Source organism: Streptomyces sp. YIM 98790 (assembly GCF_011421595.1).
Taxonomy (GTDB): Bacteria; Actinomycetota; Actinomycetes; order Streptomycetales; family Streptomycetaceae; genus Streptomyces.
Genome location: NZ_WTLH01000085.1, coordinates 1 through 20,623, shown reverse-complemented (window position 1 = coordinate 20,623; position 20,623 = coordinate 1). Strand labels below are relative to the sequence as shown.

At 72.3% G+C, this 20,623-nt stretch carries 16 protein-coding genes and 2 pseudogenes; 4 read left to right on the top strand and 14 right to left on the bottom strand.

Going from position 1 to position 20,623, the window contains the following annotated elements; genetic code table 11:
* From GQS09_RS15695 to GQS09_RS15665, 7 genes and pseudogenes are all read right to left on the bottom strand, one after another.
* A pseudogene (locus GQS09_RS15695) lies at window positions 1–260 on the bottom strand (hypothetical protein); the annotation flags it as partial.
* A gap of 263 nt (window positions 261–523) precedes the next feature.
* On the bottom strand, window positions 524–1,633 hold the full coding sequence (locus GQS09_RS15690; RefSeq protein WP_165986698.1) for a peptidoglycan-binding protein: 1,110 nt from the start codon (window positions 1,631–1,633) through the stop codon (window positions 524–526).
* A 342-nt stretch (window positions 1,634–1,975) separates the two neighbouring features.
* Window positions 1,976–2,929, bottom strand: a complete 954-nt coding sequence (rlmB, locus tag GQS09_RS15685) for a 23S rRNA (guanosine(2251)-2'-O)-methyltransferase RlmB (RefSeq protein WP_165986697.1) — start codon at window positions 2,927–2,929, stop codon at window positions 1,976–1,978.
* Window positions 2,930–3,100: 171 nt separating this feature from the next.
* Window positions 3,101–4,498, bottom strand: a complete 1,398-nt coding sequence (gene cysS, locus GQS09_RS15680) for a cysteine--tRNA ligase (protein ID WP_165986696.1) — start codon at window positions 4,496–4,498, stop codon at window positions 3,101–3,103.
* A 107-nt stretch (window positions 4,499–4,605) separates the two neighbouring features.
* Window positions 4,606–5,124, bottom strand: coding sequence for a 2-C-methyl-D-erythritol 2,4-cyclodiphosphate synthase (ispF, locus tag GQS09_RS15675; protein ID WP_165986695.1), 519 nt, complete (start codon window positions 5,122–5,124; stop codon window positions 4,606–4,608).
* A complete protein-coding gene (ispD, locus tag GQS09_RS15670; RefSeq protein WP_165986694.1) occupies window positions 5,114–5,914 on the bottom strand; it encodes a 2-C-methyl-D-erythritol 4-phosphate cytidylyltransferase in 801 nt (266 codons plus the stop codon). Before ispD ends, ispF begins: the two co-directional genes overlap by 11 nt.
* A 438-nt stretch (window positions 5,915–6,352) precedes the next feature.
* Window positions 6,353–6,850 (bottom strand): CarD family transcriptional regulator, encoded by a 498-nt coding sequence (locus GQS09_RS15665; RefSeq protein WP_165986693.1) that lies wholly within the window; start codon window positions 6,848–6,850, stop codon window positions 6,353–6,355.
* Between the two features lie 699 nt (window positions 6,851–7,549).
* Here GQS09_RS15665 and GQS09_RS15655 point away from each other — a divergent pair.
* Window positions 7,550–8,230 carry a DUF461 domain-containing protein gene (locus GQS09_RS15655; RefSeq protein WP_207957876.1) on the top strand — a complete coding sequence of 227 codons (681 nt, stop codon included), beginning with the start codon at window positions 7,550–7,552 and terminating at the stop codon, window positions 8,228–8,230.
* Window positions 8,231–8,344: 114 nt separating this feature from the next.
* Here the strand turns inward: GQS09_RS15655 and GQS09_RS15650 are convergent, their stop codons facing one another.
* Both GQS09_RS15650 and GQS09_RS15645 read right to left on the bottom strand, forming a co-directional pair.
* Window positions 8,345–9,025 carry a response regulator transcription factor gene (locus tag GQS09_RS15650; protein WP_165986691.1) on the bottom strand — a complete coding sequence of 227 codons (681 nt, stop codon included), beginning with the start codon at window positions 9,023–9,025 and terminating at the stop codon, window positions 8,345–8,347.
* On the bottom strand, window positions 9,022–10,560 hold the full coding sequence (locus tag GQS09_RS15645) for a cell wall metabolism sensor histidine kinase WalK (RefSeq protein WP_165986690.1): 1,539 nt from the start codon (window positions 10,558–10,560) through the stop codon (window positions 9,022–9,024). The genes GQS09_RS15650 and GQS09_RS15645 overlap by 4 nt, the downstream gene beginning before the upstream one ends.
* A 249-nt stretch (window positions 10,561–10,809) precedes the next feature.
* Between GQS09_RS15645 and phoU the strand changes: the two genes are divergently transcribed.
* Window positions 10,810–11,517, top strand: coding sequence for a phosphate signaling complex protein PhoU (phoU, locus tag GQS09_RS15640; protein WP_165986689.1), 708 nt, complete (start codon window positions 10,810–10,812; stop codon window positions 11,515–11,517).
* A gap of 619 nt (window positions 11,518–12,136) precedes the next feature.
* Window positions 12,137–13,543, top strand: a complete 1,407-nt coding sequence (locus GQS09_RS15635; RefSeq protein WP_165986688.1) for a sensor histidine kinase — start codon at window positions 12,137–12,139, stop codon at window positions 13,541–13,543.
* A gap of 156 nt (window positions 13,544–13,699) precedes the next feature.
* Here GQS09_RS15635 and GQS09_RS15630 read toward each other — a convergent pair whose 3' ends face one another.
* The 3 genes from GQS09_RS15630 to GQS09_RS15620 form a co-directional block, all read right to left on the bottom strand.
* Window positions 13,700–14,464 (bottom strand): phosphoglyceromutase, encoded by a 765-nt coding sequence (locus tag GQS09_RS15630; protein ID WP_165986687.1) that lies wholly within the window; start codon window positions 14,462–14,464, stop codon window positions 13,700–13,702.
* 426 nt (window positions 14,465–14,890) lie between these two features.
* A complete protein-coding gene (locus GQS09_RS15625; protein WP_165986686.1) occupies window positions 14,891–15,442 on the bottom strand; it encodes an NUDIX domain-containing protein in 552 nt (183 codons plus the stop codon).
* Window positions 15,443–15,731: 289 nt separating this feature from the next.
* Entirely contained in the window at window positions 15,732–15,968 is a 237-nt protein-coding gene (locus GQS09_RS15620; RefSeq protein WP_165986685.1) for a hypothetical protein, read from the bottom strand.
* Window positions 15,969–16,435: 467 nt separating this feature from the next.
* On the opposite strand from GQS09_RS15620, the gene GQS09_RS15615 reads away from it, so the two are divergent.
* The gene (locus GQS09_RS15615) at window positions 16,436–17,782 is read left to right on the top strand and encodes a transcriptional regulator (protein ID WP_165986684.1); all 1,347 of its coding nucleotides are present in this window, start codon (window positions 16,436–16,438) and stop codon (window positions 17,780–17,782) included.
* Window positions 17,783–17,848: 66 nt separating this feature from the next.
* Here GQS09_RS15615 and GQS09_RS30990 read toward each other — a convergent pair.
* Window positions 17,849–18,589: pseudogene (locus GQS09_RS30990) on the bottom strand (putative T7SS-secreted protein); the annotation flags it as partial.
* Window positions 18,586–20,623, bottom strand: a 2,038-nt coding sequence (locus tag GQS09_RS15610; protein WP_399552522.1) for a helix-turn-helix domain-containing protein, incomplete at its 5' end; no start/stop codon positions are given. The gene GQS09_RS15610 and the pseudogene GQS09_RS30990, both read right to left, overlap by 4 nt.

Genomic DNA, 20,623 nt, shown 5'->3' with positions numbered 1-20,623 from the left:
CGGGCCGCGGTGTCGCCCCGGCCGCTGAGCACCAGCGCCCGCCGGCCGCCCTCCGTACCCGGCGCGCCGGCCGTGCCGGAGGTGCCGGGGATGCCGGAGGTGCCCACCGCGGCGGGCACCCGGTGCGGTGCGGCCGGGGGCACGGGGACCGGGGCGGACGGCCGGGACGCCGGGCCGCCGGCCCCCAGCTCGACCCGGAAGCTGGCGTGGTTGACGATGATCTGGGCAGGATCGCACGGCACCTTGACCGTGTTCAGCACCGTATCCGCGTCGTAGAACCCGCTCCGGCTGCCGCCGGAGGAGGGTGGGCCCCCGGGGGACGGGCGGGGTGTTCGAGTCTCCACACTCGACTAACCGAGTGACCGGGGCTGAGGACACTGCCTGATCCGGAATTTGTGACAGCGCCCCGTCAATGCGCTGGTCGGCGACGCCGCCCGGCCCGGACGGCGCGGCGGCCGGTTCCCGGAGGAGCGTTCCCCGGACCGGCCGCCGCGTCAGACCCCTGGGCGGTACGGATGCCGCCTCACCAGTAGATGACGACCTTGTCGCCCTCGCGCACCTCGTCGAACAGCCACTCCAGCGAGTCGTAGTCGCGGACGTTGACGCAGCCGTAGGAGCCGCCGTTGTAGCCGTTCTGGCGGAAGTTCTCCGAGTAGTGCACGGCCTGGCCGCCGTCGAAGAACATGGCGAACGGCATCGGCGAGTCGTAGAGCGTGGAGTGGTGGTCGCGGCTCTTCCAGTAGACCGTGAACTCACCCTCGCGGGTCTCGTAGCCCTCGGCGCCGAACCGCACGTCCAGGGTGAGCTGCACCTCGCCGTCGATCATCCAGACGAGCTGGCTGGTGGTCTTGGAGATGCAGAGCACGCGGCCCTTCATGCAGCGCGGGTCCAGGGACGACTCGTCCGCCTCGTCCGCCTCCGGCACCTCGACCGGCGGCCGGAGCTCGTCCTCGGTCGGGTTCCTGGTCTGCGACTTCAGCAGATCCCAGGTGTCCTCGTAGACGGTGCCGGTGACCTCCAGGCCGGCCGCCTCCTGGTAGGACTTCACGGAGGCCGTGGTGACGTTGCCGTAGTAGCCGGTCGGGTCCTCGTCGAAGTGGTCGAGCTGCTTCAGCCGCGCCTGGAGCTCCCGCACCTGGTCGTTGTTGTCGCCGTACCCCATGACCTGCTGCTTGGGGAACAGCTCCTCCTCGGTCGGCTCGGTGGTCTCCGACAGCAGCAGGTCCCAGGTGCTCTGGTGGACGACGCCCGAGACCTCCAGCTCCTCCTTGGACTCCTGGTACGCGGCGACCGCCCCCGTGGTCACCTCGCCGTAGAAGCCGGTGGGCTGGGCGGCGAAGTGACCCGCCTGAGCCAGCCGGGCCTGCAGCTCACGGACCTCCCCGGAGTTGTCCCCGGCCTGGTAGAGGACCGGGTCCGGGGTCTCCGTGGGCGTGGGCTCCGGTTCCGGCTCCTCCTCCGGTTCTTCACTCGCGGTCTCTTCCGGAGACGGATCCGGCGTGGTCTCATTGGCCACCGGCTTGGCATCGGGCTCCTCCGACCCGCCGCTGCCGCAGGCGGTCAGCAGCAGCGCCGCCGCCGCGAGGGCGGCCAGCGACCGGCCCAGAGTCCTGGCTGTGTGCGCAGAGCGCATGGAATTCCCCCCGGGAGTCGTGGTTCCGTGCTTAAGGAGTGACCACCGAAAATCGCGTGACGTTGCCCGGGGCGGGGTAACGAAATGAGTACGTGTATGTCACCACCATGTCCCCGGCGCCCGGAACCCCCAACTCACCTGGGACAACAGGTTTCTGACTGCCTGTCGGCGCTCGCCGCCGCCCCGGGGCGGACGGCCGCCGGAACCGGGTCGCACACCGGCGCGGGCGCCGCCGCACGCCGGCATCCGCCCCCCGCCGGAGGCGAGCGCCGCGCGGCGGTGCGCGGGACGTGAACGGCGGTGTGAACGGCTGTGTGAGCGGCGGGGATGCGCCCCTGGGACTCAGCGGCCGGTGCGGATCCGCGCGGCCTCGTAGAGGACGACACCTGCGGCGACGCCGGCGTTGAGCGATTCCGCCGCCCCCGGCATCGGGATCCGGGCCCGGACGTCACAGACCTCTCCCACCAGCCGGGACAGGCCGCGGCCCTCACTGCCCACGACCAGCACCACCGGCCCGTCCAGCGCGGCCAGCCCGCCGATCTCCGCCTCGCCGTCCGCGGCCAGCCCCACCACCTGGAGACCGGCCTTCTGGTACGCCTGGAGCGCCCGGGTGAGGTTGGTGGCACGGGCCACCGGAATGCGGGCGGCGGTACCGGCCGAGGTCTTCCAGGCACCCGCGGTCATCCCGGCCGAGCGGCGCTCCGGCACCACCACTCCGTGCCCGCCGAAGGCCGCCACCGAGCGCACCACCGCGCCCAGGTTCCGCGGGTCGGTGACCCCGTCCAGGGCCACGAGGAGCGGAGCCTCCCCGGCGTCGGCCGCCGCGTCCAGCAGGTCCTCCGGGTGCGCGTAGTCGTACGGCGGGATCTGGAGCACCAGGCCCTGGTGGTTCAGGCCCCCGGTCATCCGGTCCAGCTCGGCGCGGGGCGCCTCGGCCAGCCGGATGCCACGGTGTTCGGAGGCCAGCGCCAGCGCCTCCTTGACCCGGTCGTCGCTGTCGATGAACTGCTGCACATACAGGGCGTTCGCCGGGACGCCCTCGCGCAGCGCCTCCACCACCGGGTTGCGCCCGACCACCAGTTCGGCGGTGGGCTTCGGCCGGCCGCCGCCGGGCCGGGTCTGGGAGCGGCGGGCCTTGGCCGCGGCGGCACGCTGCTTGGCGTGGCCCGGCCGCATCTCGGCGGGCGGGGTCGGCCCCTTGCCCTCCAGCCCGCGGCGGCGCTTGCCGCCGCTGCCGACGGTGGCGCCCTTCTTGTTGCTGGTGCGCCGGTTGCGGCGCGGGCTGTTGCCAGGCATGCGGATCTCAGTCCTTCATCGGGTGGTGCGGCCGGCCACCCGGGCCCTGCGGCGGGCCCGGGGCTCCGGTGCGCTGTCCAGGAAGTTCAGGCGGTTCACGAAGTTCAGGAAGATCAGGAAGTAGGGGAAGTCCAGCAGGTCAGGAGGGCGGAAGGTCAGCAGGTCAGCAGGTCAGGACAGCTCCCAGCGCGGGCCGTGCGGGGTGTCCTCGACGGTGAGGCCCGCGGCCTGGAGCCGGTCCCGGATGGCGTCGGCGGTGCCGTAGTCCTTGCGCTGCCGGGCGGCCTGCCGCTGCTCCAGCAGGGCCGGCACCACCGCCTCCAGCGCGGCGCGCATCTGCTCGCCGCGCCGGTCGGCACCGGCCGCGGTCCACTGCTCGTCCAGCGGGTCCATGCCGAGCACTCCCAGCATGGCGCGGACCTGGGCGGCCAGCGAGGCGGCCGACTCCTTGTCGCCCTCCTCCAGCGCGGTGTTGCCCTGCCGGACGGTGGTGTGCACCAGGGCCAGGGCCTGCGGCACGCCGAGGTCGTCGTCCATGGCGGCGGCGAACTCCCCGGGCACCGTCTCGGCCGGGGCGACGGCCCCTGCCTGTTCGGCGGTCCGGTGCAGGAAGCCCTCGATCCGGGTGACCGCGGCGTCCGCCTCGGCCAGGTTCTCCTCGGCGTACTCGATGGTGGAGCGGTAGTGCGGGGTGCCCAGGTAGTAGCGCAGCACCAGCGGACGCCAGCGCTTGACCATCTCCAGCACCAGCACCGAGTTCCCCAGCGACTTGGACATCTTCTCGCCGGACATGGTCACCCAGGCGTTGTGCAGCCAGTAGCCGGCGAAGTCGTCGCCGTAGGCCCGGGACTGGGCGATCTCGTTCTCGTGGTGCGGGAAGACCAGGTCGACGCCGCCGCCGTGGATGTCGAAGGCACGGCCCAGGTACTTGTGGGCCATGGCCGAGCACTCCAGGTGCCAGCCGGGGCGGCCCCGGCCCCAGGGCGTCTCCCAGGAGGGCTCGCCGGGCCTGGCCGCCTTCCACATGGCGAAGTCGCGCGGGTCGCGCTTGCCGGTCTCCCCCTCGCCCTCGGGCTGGCGCAGCTCGTCCAGGTCCTGGCCGGAGAGGGAGAGGTAGCCGGGGAAGGAGCGCACCGCGAAGTAGACGTTGCCCTCGGCGGCGTAGGCGTGGCCGGCGTCGATCAGGCCGCGCATCATCTCGACCATCTCCGGTACGTGGCCGGTGGCGCGCGGTTCGTACGTGGGGGGCAGGCAGCCCAGCGCGGTGTACGCGTCGCCGAACGCCCGCTCGTTGGTGTAGCCGATCTCCCACCAGGGGCGGTCCTGCTCGGCGGCCTTGGTGAGGATCTTGTCGTCGATGTCGGTGACGTTCCGGATGAAGGTCACCCGGTGGCCGCGGTGAGCGAGCCAGCGGCGCAGGATGTCGAAGTTCAGTCCCGACCGGATGTGCCCGATGTGCGGCGGCGCCTGCACCGTGGCGCCGCACAGGTAGATCGAGACACAGCCCGGGACGAGCGGGACGAAGTCACGGATCTTCCGGGCGGCGGTGTCGTACAGGCGAAGAGTCACGCGCCAAGCGTACCGAGTGGCGCCGACCGCTCGGGACAGCGCGGATGCCCGCCGGTGCCGCCTCCGGCGACGGCGCCCGCGGCTGCCGCCCGCGGCCCCGGCCGGCTTCAGGCCGGGGGCAGCAGCAGGGCGGTGGCGATCGCGGCCAGGCCCTCGCCCCGGCCGGTGAGGCCCAGGCCGTCGGTGGTGGTGCCGGAGACCGACACGGGTGTCCCGGCAGCCTCGGACAGCACCTTCTGGGCCTCCTCCCGCCGCTTGCCGATCTTCGGCCGGACGCCGATCACCTGGATCGCGATGTTGCCCGGCACAAAGCCCTCGGCCCGCACGATACGGGCCGCCTCGGCCAGCAGCCGCACCCCGGAGGCGCCGGCCCACTCGGGGCGGCCGGTGCCGAAGTGGCGGCCGAGGTCGCCGAGCCCGGCGGCGGAGAACAGGGCGTCGCAGGCGGCGTGCGCGGCCACGTCGCCGTCCGAGTGCCCGGCCAGTCCGTACTCGGCGTCCGGCCAGAGCAGGCCGGCGCACCACAGCTCCCGGCCGCGCTCGAAGGCGTGCACATCGGTGCCGATGCCGATCCGCGGCACCGGCACCGGCGGCACCGGCACCGGCGTTGCGTTGTCAGAAGCCATCGGTGGCCCTCCGGCGGGCGAGCACGGCCTCGGCGAGGACCAGGTCCAGCGGGCGGGTCACCTTGAACGCCTCCTCGTGGCCGGGCACCAGCACCACCTGGCGGCCGAGGCGTTCCACCATCCCGGCGCAGTCGGTGGCGCCCTCGCCCTCCCCGGTGATCCGCTCGTGCGCCTCGGTGAGGGTGGCACGGTCGAATCCCTGCGGGGTCTGCACGGCGCGCAGCCGGGCCCGCTCCGGGGTGGCGACCACCGGTTCCGGGGCGCCGGCCGGCCGGTCCGGGTCGGCGGCGATCTCTTTGACGGTGTCGGCGAGCGGGAGCGCGGGGACCACGGCGGGCGCGCCGGCGCGCACCGCGGCCACCACCGCATCCACGGTGTCCACCGGCACCAGCGGGCGGGCGGCGTCGTGCACCAGGACGACGTCGACGTCGGCGGGCAGCGCACGCAGCCCGCGGTGGACGGATTCCTGGCGGGTCGCGCCGCCGGCCACCACGGTCAGTTCGGTGGCGCCGGGCAGCGGGAAGCCGTCCAGCATGGTGCGGACGGCCTCGGTGGCGTCCGGCGGCGCGACCACCACGACCAGGGTGACGGAACGGGAGCGGGCCAGGGCGCGGACGGCGTGCACCAGCATCGGGGTGCCGCCGAGTTCGCGCAGTGCCTTGGGGGTGCCGGGGCCCAGACGGATGCCCTTGCCGGCCGCGGGGACCACGGCGGCGGTCCGTCCGGCGGGCGGCCGGGGGGACCCGTCCGTGGTGGGCACAGCGGAGTCATCCGGTGACTGATCTGACATTGCTATCGGTATGCAGGTTTGTCGTCATGGCGGTCGTGGGTATGGCCTTCAGCGTGCCGGGCGGGTTCGGTCGACCCCTTCCGTGACAAGACGGCCGAATTCGCGGGCACCGGCACGCATGCGCACACCGTCGCCCTGCCCCTCACCGCGCCAGCCGTTCGAAGAAGTCCGAACAGCTGACGGCGGAGACGGACCGGAGACGGATGGGGAAATACGGGAGGGACATGCGTGACATGCGCGTGTCCTCGCTGCTCTCCCGCGGTGTGGCACCGGCTCGGCGCAGGGCTTCACGCTGCCCGGCGCGGACGTGCCGCAGCGCCCGTCCGGCATCCCGTGATCCTTCGGGCGCTGCGGCACGTCAACGGCCGGAAGCCATTCCGGCCCGGCCGGACCTCGGCGGTTCCGGCTCGGCCGGGTGAAGCCGAACAGCAGAACTGATCAGGAGGCGAGTACCTCGTCGAGCAGCGTCTCGGCCTTGTCCTCGTTGGTGTTCTCGGCGAGCGCGAGTTCGCTCACCAGGATCTGGCGCGCCTTGGCGAGCATCCGCTTCTCGCCGGCCGACAGCCCGCGCTCCCGCTCACGCCGCCAGAGATCGCGTACGACCTCGGCGACCTTGATGACGTCGCCCGAAGCCAGCTTCTCAAGGTTTGCCTTGTAGCGACGGGACCAGTTGGTCGGCTCTTCGGCATACGGCGCCCGCAGCACCTCGAAGACCCGGTCCAGACCCTCCTGCCCGACCACATCGCGCACACCGACGAGCTCGGCGTTCTCCGCCGGCACGCGCACCTCCAAGTCACCCTGAGCGACCTTCAGCACCAAGTATGTCTTGTCCACGCCTTTAATCTGGCGAGTTTCGATGGCCTGGATCAGCGCAGCCCCGTGATGGGGATAGACCACGGTGTCGCCAACCTTGAAGTCGCCAACCTTGATCGTCATGTGACAGGTACCCCTTCCGTGGCTATCCAGGGTAACACGAGACCGGCCCCTTCTGAATGGCGTTTTCGCAGGTCAGGCCATATCTTGGGGGTTGACAACGGGCCGGAGGGCATACTCAGCGGGGTCTGCGCAACTGGGTATCCGCAGGTGAGGGGCAGGATTCCGGCCGGTTGATTCACCCGGCGAAGCACGGAAAGAACTTCCCCGGGCACCCGATTCCTGTCTGTTTTGTCCTAGTTCGCAGAATCGTCTCGACACACCTTCCCCAGGGCTTCCCCCGTGCCTTCCCCTCCTCTTCGGGCGTCCACGGGAATTGCCAGGGAAGCCCCTCCGGAACGGTGCCGGGAACCTCCCGGGAAGGACGCCGGGAAGGACGCCGGGAAGGACGCGGGGAACGGTCCGGGGAACCGTCCGGGGAACGGTGCGCGGAACCGGCCGTGGAAGCGTGCGCGGAACAGCCCGGAAGGCACAGCGGAGTTCCCGCGCCAAGATCACCGGAACGCGGCCGTAACGTTCCGGTGCTCCATGATCGGTACGGCGGCGGGGACCTCCTTCGCGCAATCCCCGCGCTCATGTGCGGTGGGCCGGGTGCGGTCGCTTCGCGACGGGTGGGTACGCTGGGCCCGCCAAGAGATCAACCGCAGACCGGTGCGGGCTGCCGGCCCCGCCGTTGATGCTCGTCCTAGGAGATGCGCAGCCGTGAGCCGCAGCCTTCGACGCGGTGCCCTCGCCGCGACCCTCGCGCTTTCGATCGCCCCGCTGGCCGCCTGCGGCGCCGGTGCCGAGAGCGGCACCAACACCATCCGGCCGGACAACGCCTACGCGGTGATCGACGGCATCGAGGTCCAGAACGCCAGTGTGCTGATCGGCGAGGAGGCCGACGGCCCGGCCTCGGTCACCGCCCGCATCTTCAACACCGGCGACGAGAACCAGACCCTTGAGGCCATCCTGCTCGGCCCGGACGGCGGGTCGTTCGAGCTGCTTCCGGCGGAGGGCGAGAGCGGGATCACCATCCCGGCGGGCGGCTCGGTGATGCTGGGCGGCGAGGGCAACCCCGCCGCCTATGTGCCCGACGCCTCGGCCGCCGGCATCGCGGCCGGCAACGCCCAGAACCTGACCTTCCTGCTCAGCGAGAGCGGCGAGGCCGAGCTGTTCGCCCGGGTGGTGCCGGCCACCGACCCCTACTCCTACTACGCGGACTGGGGGCCGACCCTGCCGCCGGCCGAGGAGCAGGAGCAGGAGGAGCAGGCCGAGGAGCAGGAGCAGGAGGAGCAGGCCGGGGAGGACAGCACGGCCGGGGAGGAGACCTCCGGGGAGGACACCACCGGGGAAGGCGCTGCGGAGGAGGAGACCGCCGAAGAGGGTTCCGGCGACCACTGATCCTCCGGCGGACGCAAACGCGGACGCGGACGCAAGCGGGCGGGCGGGGACCGCTGAGGCCCCCGCCCGCCCGTCTCCCGCAGCAGACAGGTGCGGGCACGATGCGCCCTCGGTCTACGGCTCGAACTTGTAGCCCAGACCGCGCACGGTCACCAGGTACCGCGGTGAGCCGGGGTCCGGCTCGATCTTGGCGCGCAGCCGCTTGACGTGCACGTCCAGCGTCTTGGTGTCGCCCACGTAGTCGGCGCCCCAGACCCGGTCGATGAGCTGCATCCGGGTCAGCACCCGGCCCGCGTTGCGCAGCAGCATGGCCAGCAGGTCGAACTCCTTCAGCGGCAGATCGACGCGCCGCCCGGAGACCGTCACCACGTGCCGGTCCACATCCATCCGCACCGGGCCGGCCTCCAGCGCGGTCGGGATGTCTTCCTCCGGCTCGCCGCGCCGGCGCAGCACCGCGCGGATGCGGGCCACCAGCTCCCGGGAGGAGAAGGGCTTGGTCACATAGTCGTCGGCTCCTATTTCGAGGCCGACCACTTTGTCGATCTCGCTGTCCTTGGCGGTCACCATGATGACCGGCACATTGGAACGGCTGCGGAGCTGGCGGCAGACCTCGGTGCCCGGCAGACCGGGCAGCATGAGGTCGAGCAGGACCAGATCGGCGCCGTTGCGTTCGAACTCGTCAAGCCCCTCGGGTCCGGTGGCGGCGATGGCCACCTCGAAGCCCTCCTTGCGGAGCATGTACGACAGGGCGTCGCTGAACGACTCCTCGTCCTCGACGACGAGCACTCGAGTCACGGGAGGACCTCCGAGGCGGAATCGCTGGTGCGGGTGGACGGGTCGGGCCGGACGCCGGTGCCGGCGCCGTCCCGGCGGCGGCTGCCGCCATGGGTGGTGCTACCGCGGTGTGCGGGTTTCATGCCGGCCGCACCGGTCGTTCCGGTGCTTCCGGCAGGTTCGGTGGTTCCTGCAGGCCGGGCGGGACCCGCAGGCCGGGCGGGGCCGGTGGCCGCGGCGTGGCCGTCGGCCGGTCCGCCGGGACCGGGCTCGCCGTCGCCTTCGCCGTCACCGGCCGCGGCGACGGCCGCGTCGCTCTCCTCCGGCATGTCGGCCGGGGTCCGCAGCGCGCCGCTGACCCCGTTGCGGCCCATCTGGGCGGCCCGGTGCCGGGCGCGGGCGCTGCCGGGCTCCGGCAGCCGCAGGGTGAAGGTGGAGCCCTGGCCCTCGGCGCTCCACACCTCGACCTCGCCGCCGTGCGAGGAGACGACGTTCTTGACGATGGCCAGGCCCAGGCCGGTGCCCCCGGTGGAGCGGGAGCGGGCCGGGTCGACCCGGTAGAAGCGTTCGAAGATGCGCGCCCGGTCGGTCTCGGAGATGCCCACGCCCTGGTCGGTGACGGAGATCTCGATCCGGTCGCCGCCCTTGGCCGGCACCCGGGCGGCGGCGATGGCGACCTTGGTGTGCGGCGGGCTGTAGTTCACCGCGTTCTCCACCAGGTTGCCCAGCGCCATGGCCAGCTGGCCGCGGTTGCCCCAGACGCTCAGCCCGTCGACGCCGCCCACCGCGATGGTGATCTCCTTGGTGGAGGCGGCCTGCCGGCAGCGGTCCTTGGCCTCCTTGACCAGGTCGTCGACCGGCACCACCTCGGCGTTGGTGAGCGGGTCGTTGTTCTGCACCCGGGAGAGCTCGATCAGCTCCTGGACCATCTTGGTGAGCCGGGCGGCCTCGACCTGCATCCGTCCGGCGAAACGGTTCACCGCATCGGGGTCGTCGGCCGCGTTCACCACGGCCTCGGCCAGCAGGGAGAGCGCCCCGGCCGGGGTCTTGAGCTCGTGGCTGACATTGGCCACGAAGTCGCGCCGGACGGTCTCGATGCGGCGGGCCTCGGTGAGGTCCTCCACCAGCAGCAGCACCAGCCGCGAGCCGAGCGGTGCGGAGCGCGCGGAGACCGCCTGCGACTCGCCGCTCCTGCCGCCCCGGCCGCGGCGCGGCAGGTCCAGCTCCTGCTGGCGGATCTCGCCGTCCCGGCGGGTCTCCCGGGCCATCCGCAGCATGGGCTCGACCGCGAGCCGGCCGCCCCGCACCAGGCCGAGGGCGTAGGCGGCGGAGCTGGCCTTCACCACGTTGTCGTGGTGGTCCAGCACCACGGCCGAGGAGCGCAGCACGGACAGCACGGTGTCCACGCCGGGCGGCAGCACCGGTTCGGCGGGAGGCGTGCTGCGCAAAGGACGCGTCCGCTCGCGCTCACTGATGCGGAATGCCAGCATGGCGAAGACACCGGTGCAGAGCCCGGCGATCGCCGCCACTGCGGCAACGGCCGCGTTCACATCCATAGCCCCAGGTTAGGCAGGTCGCGCGGGCACTCCCCAGGGCTGACGGCAGATGCTCGTCCGGCCGCCGGGAAAAGTTCACCTTCGGGCCGGTGGGCGTTCACCTTCCGGGTTGGCACCCGACGCCTTCCGGACCCAGCGTGACCTGGCCGGACGTGAGAGGGTAGGCGCCAGGAACGGCCGGTGCCGGCGGTGGCGACGGCCCGGCTCGGTCGCCCTGCGGAGGAGCCTTGCGGAGGAGAGGTACATCGGATGCGTGACGCGTTTCATGAGGAGCTGGACGCTATCAGCGACAGCCTGGTGGAGATGGCGCGGTTTGTGGGCTCCGCGATGGGGCGCGCCACCACGGCCATGCTGGACGCCGATCTGAAGCTCGCGGAGAGCGTGATCGAAGCGGACGTCAAGGTCGACGCCATGCAGCGGGACCTGGAGGAATCGGCAATAGCCCTGCTCGCCCGGCAGCAGCCGGTCGCCACCGACCTGCGGATCGTGGTCACCTCGCTGCGGATGAGCGCCGACCTGGAGCGCTGCGGCGACCTGGCCCAGCACGTGGCCAAGGTGGCGCGGCTGCGTTTCCCGGAGTCGGCGGTGCCGCGGGACCTCCAGGCGACGATACTTTCCATGGGCCAGCTCGCGCAGCGGCTGATGGCCAAGGCCGCCGAGGTGCTGATCACCAAGGACGTCGACCTGGCCATGCAGCTGGAACGCGACGACGACGAGATGGACGAGCTGCACCGCACGCTCTTCCGGCACCTGCTGGACGAGCGCTGGCGGCACGGCGTGGAGACGGCGGTGGACGTCACGCTGCTGGGCCGGTACTACGAGCGCTTCGCGGACCACGCGGTGTCCATCGCCCGGCGGGTCGTCTACCTGGTGACCGGCGAGTACGCGGACGAGTTCCAGCCGGAGAGCGGTCCGGAGGCCCCGGCGCGCGGCGAGGCGGCCGGCACGGCCGGCTGAGGCCCCCGCCGCCGGACGGGTCCGCGCGGCCGGGTCCCGTCCCGTCCGGCGGCGCCGGTTCGCGACCGCGTGGCCGGACGGGCACCCGGGCACCCCCCGGGGTCCCGAGTGCTTCCACGCGCCGTTGATGCGCGGGGAGGTTGCGGCGTGCAATACGAGGTGGAGCAATCCGCGTGGAGTATCTACCACCGCAGGAGGGACCATGGCTCAGTCCTCGGCTCATTCGTCCGCTCTCGGCTCCTCCCCGGCCGGCACCCCGGACATCGCGGAGGGACGGCGTCCGCTGCCGCTCCTCGGGGCGGGATGCAGCTGCGGCTCCGGGTGCAGCTGCGGCTGCCAGTCGGGCGGCGCCTGCCAGTGTGGCGGTTCCTGCCGCTGATCCGGTGATTCCGCCGCCCCGGAGACCGCTTCCGGGGCGGCGGAGTGAACGGTCCGGCGCCACAGGTGCACGGCCGCGGGGTCCTGCCCGGTTCGACGGGGCAGGGCCCCGTTCCTGTTGCCCCGTTCCCGTCGCCCCGTTCCCGTTCCCCGCTCCTGGTCCCCGTTCCCGTTCCCCGCCGCATCCGTCTCAGCCCCTGCCGGTCCGACGGCCGCCCCGGGTTGTGCTTACGCTCGGACCATGACCGATCTGCCCGCCGGCGACCGCCCCGGCCGCCCGGACCGCCCGGCGTCTCCGGACTGCGGTGAGCCGCCCAGACGGTGGACACTCCCCGGTGAACTGCTGGCCGAGGTCTCCGGCGGCCCGGTGCGGCGCAGCGTCCGGGACTGGGTGGTGGACGTCCTGGTCTTCGGCTGGGCGCTGCTGTGGTGGGTGCTCATCGGCTTCGTCGACACCTCGGGTTCCGCCGACACCGCCTTCCCGCCCGACTGGGTACGGGCGGTCGACGTCCCGCTGGGGCTGCTGAGCTGTCTGGCGCTGTGGCTGCGGCGGCGCTATCCGATGGGGCTGGCCATCGCGTTCCTGCCGGTGAGTGCGGTGGCGGACACCATTTTCGGTTCCCTGATGGTGGTGCTGCTCAATCTGGCGCTGCGGGTGCCGTGGCGGCCCGCGCTGGTGATGCTGGGCCTGTATCTGCTGGCCGCCGTGCCCTACATGCTGCTGCACGCGCTGCCGCAGGAAGGCGTGCTGGTGGTGGGTTTCGTCATCGCCTACTACCTGGCGTTCTTCGCCTGGGGCGTGGTGATCCGGGCCCGGCGGCAGGAGGTGGTGCGGCTGCGGGAGGACGCGGCGCGGGCGCGGGCCGAGCACGCCCGGCGGCTGGCCGAGACCCGGCGGCGGGAACGGGAGGCGATCGCCCGGGAGATGCACGACGTGCTCGCCCACCGGATCTCGCTGCTGTCGGTGCACGCCGGCGCGCTGGCGTACCGGCTGCGCCGCACCGCCGAGGAGGCGGCGGCACCGCCGTCCCCGGCGGAGATCGCGGAGAGCGCGCAGACCATCCGGGACACCGCGCACCAGGCGCTGGAGGAGCTGCGCGATGTGCTGACCGTGCTGCGCGGCGGCCCCGGCGAGGGCACGGCGGGCGGCACCGGCGCCGGAGCGGGCAGGGACACGGGGCGGGGCACGGGAGCGGACGACGGCGGGCGGGCACCGGCCCCCGTCACGCCGCTGCCCAGCATCTCCGAGGTGGCCGGGCTGGTGGCCGATGCCGAGGCGGCCGGCCAGAAGGTCCGGTTCGTCGACACCACGGACCCGGAGGCGGTGCGGGCGCTGCGCAGCCCGGTGCAGCGCACGGTCTACCGGGTGGTGCAGGAGGGGCTGACCAATGCCCGCAAACATGCTCCGGGGCAGCCGGTCACCGTGGAGCTCACCGGCGCGCCCGGCCAGGGCCTGACCATCACCCTGCACAATCCGCTGAGCAGCGGCGCCTCCCCGGCGGCGGTTCCGGGGATTCCGGGCGCGGGTTCGGGGCTCACCGGGCTGAGCGAGCGGACCGCGCTGGAGGGCGGCACCCTGGAGCACGCCTGCGCCGACGGCTTCTTCCGTCTCACCGCCCACCTGCCCTGGCCGGGCCGGGCGGCCTGACCGGCCCGACAGGCCGGGGGACGGACGGCACGGACGGTCGGGAGCCCTCCGGCCTCGGCGACGGTGGCGGGGCAGAGGGCTCGCGGCGGCATCGGAGCGCCGGCGGCCCGGCGCAGGTGCGGTGCAGTGCAGTGCAGTGCGGTGCGGGTGCGGGGGTTACTTCTTGCCCTTGCCCTGGTTCTTCACGGCCTCGATGGCGGCCCTGGCGGCCTCCGGGTCGAGGTAGGTGCCGTTCGGGGTGACGGGGTTGAAGTCGGCGTCCAGCTCGTAGAGCAGGGGGATGCCGGTGGGGATGTTGAGGCCCACGATGTCACTGTCGGAGATGCCGTCCAGGTGCTTGACCAGGGCGCGCAGGCTGTTGCCGTGCGCGGCCACCAGCACGGTGCGGCCGGTCAGCAGGTCGGGGACGATGCCGTCGTACCAGTAGGGCAGCATCCGGATGACCACGTCCTTGAGGCACTCGGTGCGCGGACGCAGCTCGCTGGGGATGGTGGCGTAGCGGGGATCGTCGCTCTGCGACCACTCGGCGCCGTCCTCCAGCTCGGGCGGCGGAGTGTCGTAGGAACGGCGCCACTTCATGAACTGCTCCTCGCCGAATTCGGCGAGGGTCGCCGCCTTGTCCTTGCCCTGCAGCGCGCCGTAGTGACGCTCGTTCAGCCGCCAGGTGCGGTGGACCGGAATCCACAGCCGGTCGGCGGCCTCCAGCGCGAGGTTGGCGGTGCGGATGGCGCGCTTCTGCAGGGAGGTGTGCACCACGTCGGGCAGCAGGCCGGCGTCCTTGAGCAGCTCGCCGCCCCGGGTCGCCTCCTTCTCGCCCTTGTCCGTGAGGTTGACGTCCACCCAGCCGGTGAACAGGTTCTTGGCGTTCCACTCGCTCTCGCCGTGGCGGAGCAGGATCAGCTTGTACGGTGCGTCGGCCATGTTCCGAGGCTAAACGAACCCCGGACCACCCCTCCCCCCGGCCCGCCCCTCGGACAACCCCGTCCGTGCCCGGCCGGCCGGGGTGCGGCCCAGGAGCGGAAACATGGCCGCGGCGGCCACATCACGCACCGCCAGGGTGCGGGCGGTCAACGGTGATCTTCCAGATGTCACCGCCTCTTCCCAACCCCGTACGTACGGCACCCCCGGCACCCAGGCCGCGCCGTCCCACTCCTCCGCGTCCCCCGCGAAGCCGCCCGGTTCCTTCGGAACACTCATCGCGCCGTTCCTTCCGCAGACCTACCATTCTGCGCCGTCGCACACCGTAGCGGAAGGGTCACGACGAGAAACGTCACGACAAGAGGCAGGGCCCCCGCGCCAGTTACCGCAGCAACCGGCACGGAGGCCCAGCCCAGTCGGGTCCGTCCGTCAGGACGACCCGGTATCCAGCGGCACCGCCCGAATGTGCTCAGTGTTCGCCAGCGCCGTCAACGCCCGCCGTCCCGCACCGGCAGGCAGCAGCCGCCCCAGCGTGCCTTCCCCCACCAACCGGCACACGCTCGCCGCCAGAGCACGACGCCGCTGTGATGTGCCCTCCGGAACTCCGGCGTCACACACCACATACAGCCCCTCCGGCTCCTGATCCACGGCAAGCACGGAATCCACACCCACCCCGGTCAGCCCGGCCTGATCCCGCAGCACCCGCTCAGCAGCCGCACCCAGCGACTCACCCCGGGCCAGCCAGCCACCGGGCAGCCCCCACGTCCCCTCACGCCGCACCACAAGCACATACGGCGCGGGGAAGTCGGGAAACACCAGGACCTCAACGAAAACCCGGTCCGCACCCGCCACCAGCTCATCAAGCGCCCGCCGGGCCTCCCGCGCGGTCCGCCGGTAAGCCTCGTCCCGCCCTTCGGGCGCCGCCCACTCCAACGCCAGCCCGGCCAACACCGCCGACAGCGCATCCGCAGCCGTCGTCACTCGGCCACCTCCGCCCTGTCGTGCCGATCGCCGGACCCCCCGTCGCGGTACGGGTTGCCCGGCGCCGGAGACACCAGCCACGGCTGAGCCGTGTGCAGCGTGAACCGCCGATGCGAGGGGTTCAGCCCCGTGTGCTTCAACGCCCACACCTCAACCGACAACGACTCGTCCCTGGCCTCCACAGACTGAGCACCGCACGACGCACACACCGCCAGGAACACCGCCCGGGGTACACCCGGAGAATCCTCCAGCGCCAACGTCCACTCAGCCGCCTTCAGCACAGCCCGGCTCACCGCAGCACCCCCCACCGCGACCGGTGATTGGCCACCGCCACCTGAACAGTCAGCGACGACCGGTCACCCAGCACGATCACATCGCCCGGTGTGATGTCCCGCTCCCGGCCACCATTCAGCGGACGCGCCTGCCACCGCCCACCAACCCTGTCCATCACCTCAAGCAGGCGGTCAGTCGCCTTCTCCCGCACGACCACACCCACCGCCAGCTCCGGCGTCTCCTGACCGCTCACCGCCGACCACCCCGCCGACGAGCACCGATCACCCGAAGGCGCGCTTCCTGCAACAGACTCAGCCGCCGCAGGAAACGGCGCTGCGTCGTCCACTGCTCACCACGGCCCCGCACCGGCGCCAACGTCACCAACCGGCCCCGGACACCCACGATCACACCCACCTGCCGGGAATAGCCATCCCGCACCACCCGGCCCACACGCACCCACGCACTCACGGCCGCACCACCCACCAGCGGGACACCCACGCCGTCAGGCCGGAAACCGGCCACCTGCCCCCCAGCCCGGAAACCCGGGCGCTACTGTTCATCGTGCTGACGCTCCTTCCAGCGTTGGCCACGCCCCCGGACCCGGCACGGTCGCGGGGGTTTTCTCTGACTAGGCAACATCAGCTGGGCAGACACGGGTACTGTCTGTAGGGGTGTTGAAGGGTGTTGCTTCACCACCCTCGCGAGGAAAGCTGAGACGCCGTGAAGACGCCGAACACACAGCTTGCGGACTGGCTGAGTCGATCCACCTTGAGCCAGGGGGAGTTAGCTCGCCGGACCCGCGCCAAAGCTAAGGAGTGGGGACAGGCTCATATCGCCCCCGATACCAGCAGCGTGCGCAGATGGCTGCAAGGCGAACGCCCACGCCCGCCGGTCCCGGACATCCTCGCCGACGTCTTCTCCGCCGCGATCGGCTACCGCGTCACCACCTATGACCTCGGTCTCGGTGACAGCGCCATGGCGGACAGAGGACTTGTGTATGACACCTCCTTCACGGCTACGGTGGAAGCCGTCGCCGATCTCGGGAGGGCGGACGTGGACCGACGGAAGTTCCTTGCCGCAGCCCCCTTCGCAGCCGTCGCGGGCATCGGCCCGTCACGGGACTGGCTGCTGACCACGCTCGAACAGGCCGAACCCGGCCCCTCAGTGAGGCTGGAAGACGTAACGGCCGTCCGCAACATGTTCGCCGTCTTCCAACAGATGGACATCTTCCAGGGCGGCGGATCAGGACGGCTGGCACTTGCCACCTACATGAACACTCATGTGTTCCCCCTGCTTCGTCGAACGCACACCGAACAAGTACGGCGAGCCCTGTGCGAAGCCGCCGCCGAGCAGACCTACCTACTGGGATGGATGGCCTACGACAACGGTGAACACGGCACCGCACAGCGGTACCTGATCCAGGCACTCCGGCTGGCCGAGGAATCCCACAACCCGGCTCTGGGTGCTCATGTCCTGGCAGGCATGGCCGATCAGGCCACATTGATGGGGCACCCGGAGGAAGGCCGCCGCCTTGCCCAGGCAGGCCGCGCCGGACTCAAGAAGAGAACATCCCCGGCCTGCCTGGCCGATCTGTGGGCACTCGAAGCGCGAGCATGGGCCAAACTCGGGGATAAGCGCGCCGCCATCTCTGCCGTGCGCAACTCCGAGACCGCGTACGAGAACGTGCGACTTGACGAAGAACCCCAGTGGGCGGCATTCATCGATCCCGCATACCTGCATGGGGAACACGCGAACACCTTCCGTGACCTTGAAGAGGTCGCTGCCATCAAGGAACACGCACAGCGGTCCATCGAACACGCACACAAGCAGAAGCGGGCGCGGCGCGGAGCCATGTCCCACGCCGCACTCGCCACCTCACATCTCCAACGTGGCGATCTCGAAGCCGCCCACGCCGCCGGGGTACGCACCTTGTCTCTCGCACGGCAGGTCAAGTCCTCCCGGACCATCGAAGCGGTGCAGGACTTGCAACACCACATGAGCCGGTTCGGAAACCATCGCCTGGTCGCCGACTTCCACGAGCGCAGCCGAGAACTGATCGCCGCTTGACCACTGATCGCCGCTCTTCTGCCACCTCTTCTTGTTCTGCATGCCCCCGTCGGAGGCTTCCTCCAGGTCGCGCTTGCAGCGCTCGGCGGCTTCCTCCCGCGCCTCCTTGGCCTGCTGAGCCAGGGCGATGGCGGCGTTGAGCTTCTCGCGGGCGTCATCGACGGCGCTCTGGGCGTTGCCGGCGTCGAGCTGGGCGTCGGACAGGGCGCGGCGGACCTCGGCGGAGACCTCTTCCTCGTCCGGCGGCTCGGCCTCCTCCTCGGCGTCCTCCAGGGCGGAGGTGGCCCGCTCCAGCCAGGACTGCGCGGTGGCCGGCTCCGCCCGGGCGTCCTCCACGTCCGTCAGTGCCTGGTCGGCGTCCCGCTGGGCGTCCTCCAGCTTCGGCGCGTAGCTCAGCAGCGCCTGCCCGGCCAGGTCGTAGGAGGTGTGCAGCTTCTCCAGATTGGGCGGAACCTTCTCGAACTTCTCCCGGTACGCCTCCGCCGATTCACCGACGAAGGTTGCCAGAGTGCCGTCCTCACCCAGGGCACGCACCTTCTGCAGCGCGTCGAACACATCGTCCGCGAACGTGGTGAACTTGTTGCCCAGCTGCTCGATACGGGAGGGGTCACCCGGCGTCCCGGGGCCGCAACGCCGGGTGGCCGTCCCCGACGCCTCCGAGAACGGGCGGGACGGTACGGAGGGGTGGAGGCAGCCATGGCGGACGCGACGGAGACGACGACGCTGTCCGTCCGGGCCCGGAGCGCAGCTGCAGTCCGCCGGACCCGGTCCGGGCCGGGCCGGGACGGCTGACCGACCGGGGCTCAGGGCGTGGCGGGGTGGGAGAGGCGGTGGAGGCGGAGGGCGAGCTGGATCTCCAGGACGCGGTCGGGGGACTGCCAGTCGGCGCCGAGCAGGCGGGCTGTCCGGTCCAGCCTCTGGGTGACGGTGTTGACGTGGATGTGCAGGGTGTCCTTGGCGCGGGCCGCACTCATGCCGCTGGCGAAGTAGGCCTCCAGGGTGGCGGCCAGCTCGGTGCCGCGGCGGGCGTCGTAGTCCAGCAGCGGGCCGATGGTGCGGCCGACGAAGCCGTCGATGTCCCGGCTGTCGGAGAGCAGCAGGCCCAGGAAGCCCAGGTCGCGGGCTGCCGCGCCCTGGCCGGCCCGGCCCAGCAGGCGGAGGGTGTCCAGGCAGCGGCGGGCCTCGGTCCAGGCGGCGGCGACCCGGGCCGGTTCCTCCAGCGGGGCGGTCACCGGTTCGGCGGCGCCGACCGTGACGGGCAGGCCGACGGCCGCGCCGAGCTGGGCGGCGACCTGTTCGGCCAGCGCGGAGGCGGACTGGCCGGGAGCGGCCGGGAGCAGCAGCACGGTGCGGCCGTCGCGGGAGGTGGCCAGGCCGTGCCGGGTGACGGCGAGATGCGAGGCGGCGGACCACAGCCGCTGGCGTCCGCCGCCCTCGCTGTCGGCCGCGCCGTCGTCGTGTGCCTGGGCGGCGAGCACCAGGTGCGGCTGATCGAGGTCGGCCCGCAGCCGGGAGGCGCGTTCCCGCAGCAGGCGGGGGTCGCGGTCGGGGGCGTCGAGCAGGTCGTCGAGGAGTTCGCCGCGCACCCGCTGCTCGGCCTCGCCGGCGGTGCGGCGGGCCAGCAGCAGCAGGGAGGTGACCATGGCGGCGCGCTCCAGGGTGCGGCGGTCCACCGGGTCCAGGTCGCGGCGGCCGTGCAGCAGCAGGGCGCCCAGCGGGGCCCCGCCGGCGGTGACCGGGGCGATCCAGACGTCGCCCTCGCGCACCGCCCGGCCGACCGGCTCGCCGCTCCGCCCCTGCCGCTCCGCCCCTGCCGGGCCGGGCGGGAGCGGAAGCCCGGCGCGGGGCGGAGGAGGGGTGCCGTCCCCCGGGCCGGGGCCGGGGCCGGGAACCAGGCCGGGAACCAGGCCGGGAACCAGGCCGGGGACGGGGACGGAGCCGGGGACGGATGCCGGTTCCTCGGTGAACTCCACCTTTCCGCCGAGGATTTCGGCGACCGCGGCGGTGACGTCCGCCACCCCGCCGCCGCGCAGCACGACCGCGGTGAGCCGGTCGTGGATGTCGGCGGCCCGCTCGATGACCAGGCTGCGGTCCCGGATGATGCCGTTGGCCGACTCCAGCTCGGCCAGTGCCGCGCGGGTCTCCTCCAGCAGCCGGGCGGTGTCGATGGCGATGGCGGCGTGCGCGGCGAAGGAGGCGAGCAGGGAGATCTGCTCCCGTTCGAACACCCGGGAGCGGCGGTCGGCGGCGTAGAGCACGCCGATCACCTCGCGGCCCAGCAGCAGCGGCACGCCCAGGATGGCCACCAGGCCCTCTTCCCGTACGCCGCCGTCGATGCTGCGGGTGTGGCGGAACCGCTCGTCGGCCATGTAGTCGGCGGTGACATACGGGCGGGCGGTCTGTGCGACCAGGCCGCCCAGTCCCTCCCCCATGCCCAGCCGCAGTTGCTGAAAGCGGGCGGAGACCGAGCCCTCGGTGACCCGCATGTAGGTGTCGCCGCGCTCGGCGTCGGTGAGCGTCATGTACGCCACCTCGGTGCCGAGCAGCGAGCGGGCGCGCTGCACGATGGCGCGCAGGACCGAGTCCAGATCGCGCAGCCCGGAGATGTCCCGGGCGGTCTCGAACAACGCGGTCAGCTCGGCCTCACGGCGACGGCGTCCCTCCAGCTCGGCCCGCACCCGCAGGGCCAGGGCGCGGGCCCGCTCCGCCGCGGCGTCCGGCGGGGCCGGTTCCTGGTAGTCCCCGGCGGGGGCGTCCCGCGCGAGCAGTTCCAGGTAGCGCAGCGCCGCGACCTCCGCTCCGGGCGGCGGGCCGCTGCCGGCGCCGTCCGCGGCCGGGCCC

What these genes read in the sequence shown, in the direction of transcription:
- GQS09_RS15690 (WP_165986698.1), bottom strand. Translation starts at nt 1,633, where the DNA reads ATGCGCTCTGCGCACACAGCCAGGACTCTGGGCCGGTCGCTGGCCGCC.
- rlmB (WP_165986697.1), bottom strand. Translation starts at nt 2,929, where the DNA reads ATGCCTGGCAACAGCCCGCGCCGCAACCGGCGCACCAGCAACAAGAAG.
- ispF (WP_165986695.1), bottom strand. Translation starts at nt 5,124, where the DNA reads ATGGCTTCTGACAACGCAACGCCGGTGCCGGTGCCGCCGGTGCCGGTG.
- ispD (WP_165986694.1), bottom strand. Translation starts at nt 5,914, where the DNA reads ATGTCAGATCAGTCACCGGATGACTCCGCTGTGCCCACCACGGACGGG.
- GQS09_RS15665 (WP_165986693.1), bottom strand. Translation starts at nt 6,850, where the DNA reads ATGACGATCAAGGTTGGCGACTTCAAGGTTGGCGACACCGTGGTCTAT.
- GQS09_RS15645 (WP_165986690.1), bottom strand. Translation starts at nt 10,560, where the DNA reads ATGGATGTGAACGCGGCCGTTGCCGCAGTGGCGGCGATCGCCGGGCTC.
- phoU (WP_165986689.1), top strand. Translation starts at nt 10,810, where the DNA reads ATGCGTGACGCGTTTCATGAGGAGCTGGACGCTATCAGCGACAGCCTG.
- GQS09_RS15635 (WP_165986688.1), top strand. Translation starts at nt 12,137, where the DNA reads ATGACCGATCTGCCCGCCGGCGACCGCCCCGGCCGCCCGGACCGCCCG.
- GQS09_RS15630 (WP_165986687.1), bottom strand. Translation starts at nt 14,464, where the DNA reads ATGGCCGACGCACCGTACAAGCTGATCCTGCTCCGCCACGGCGAGAGC.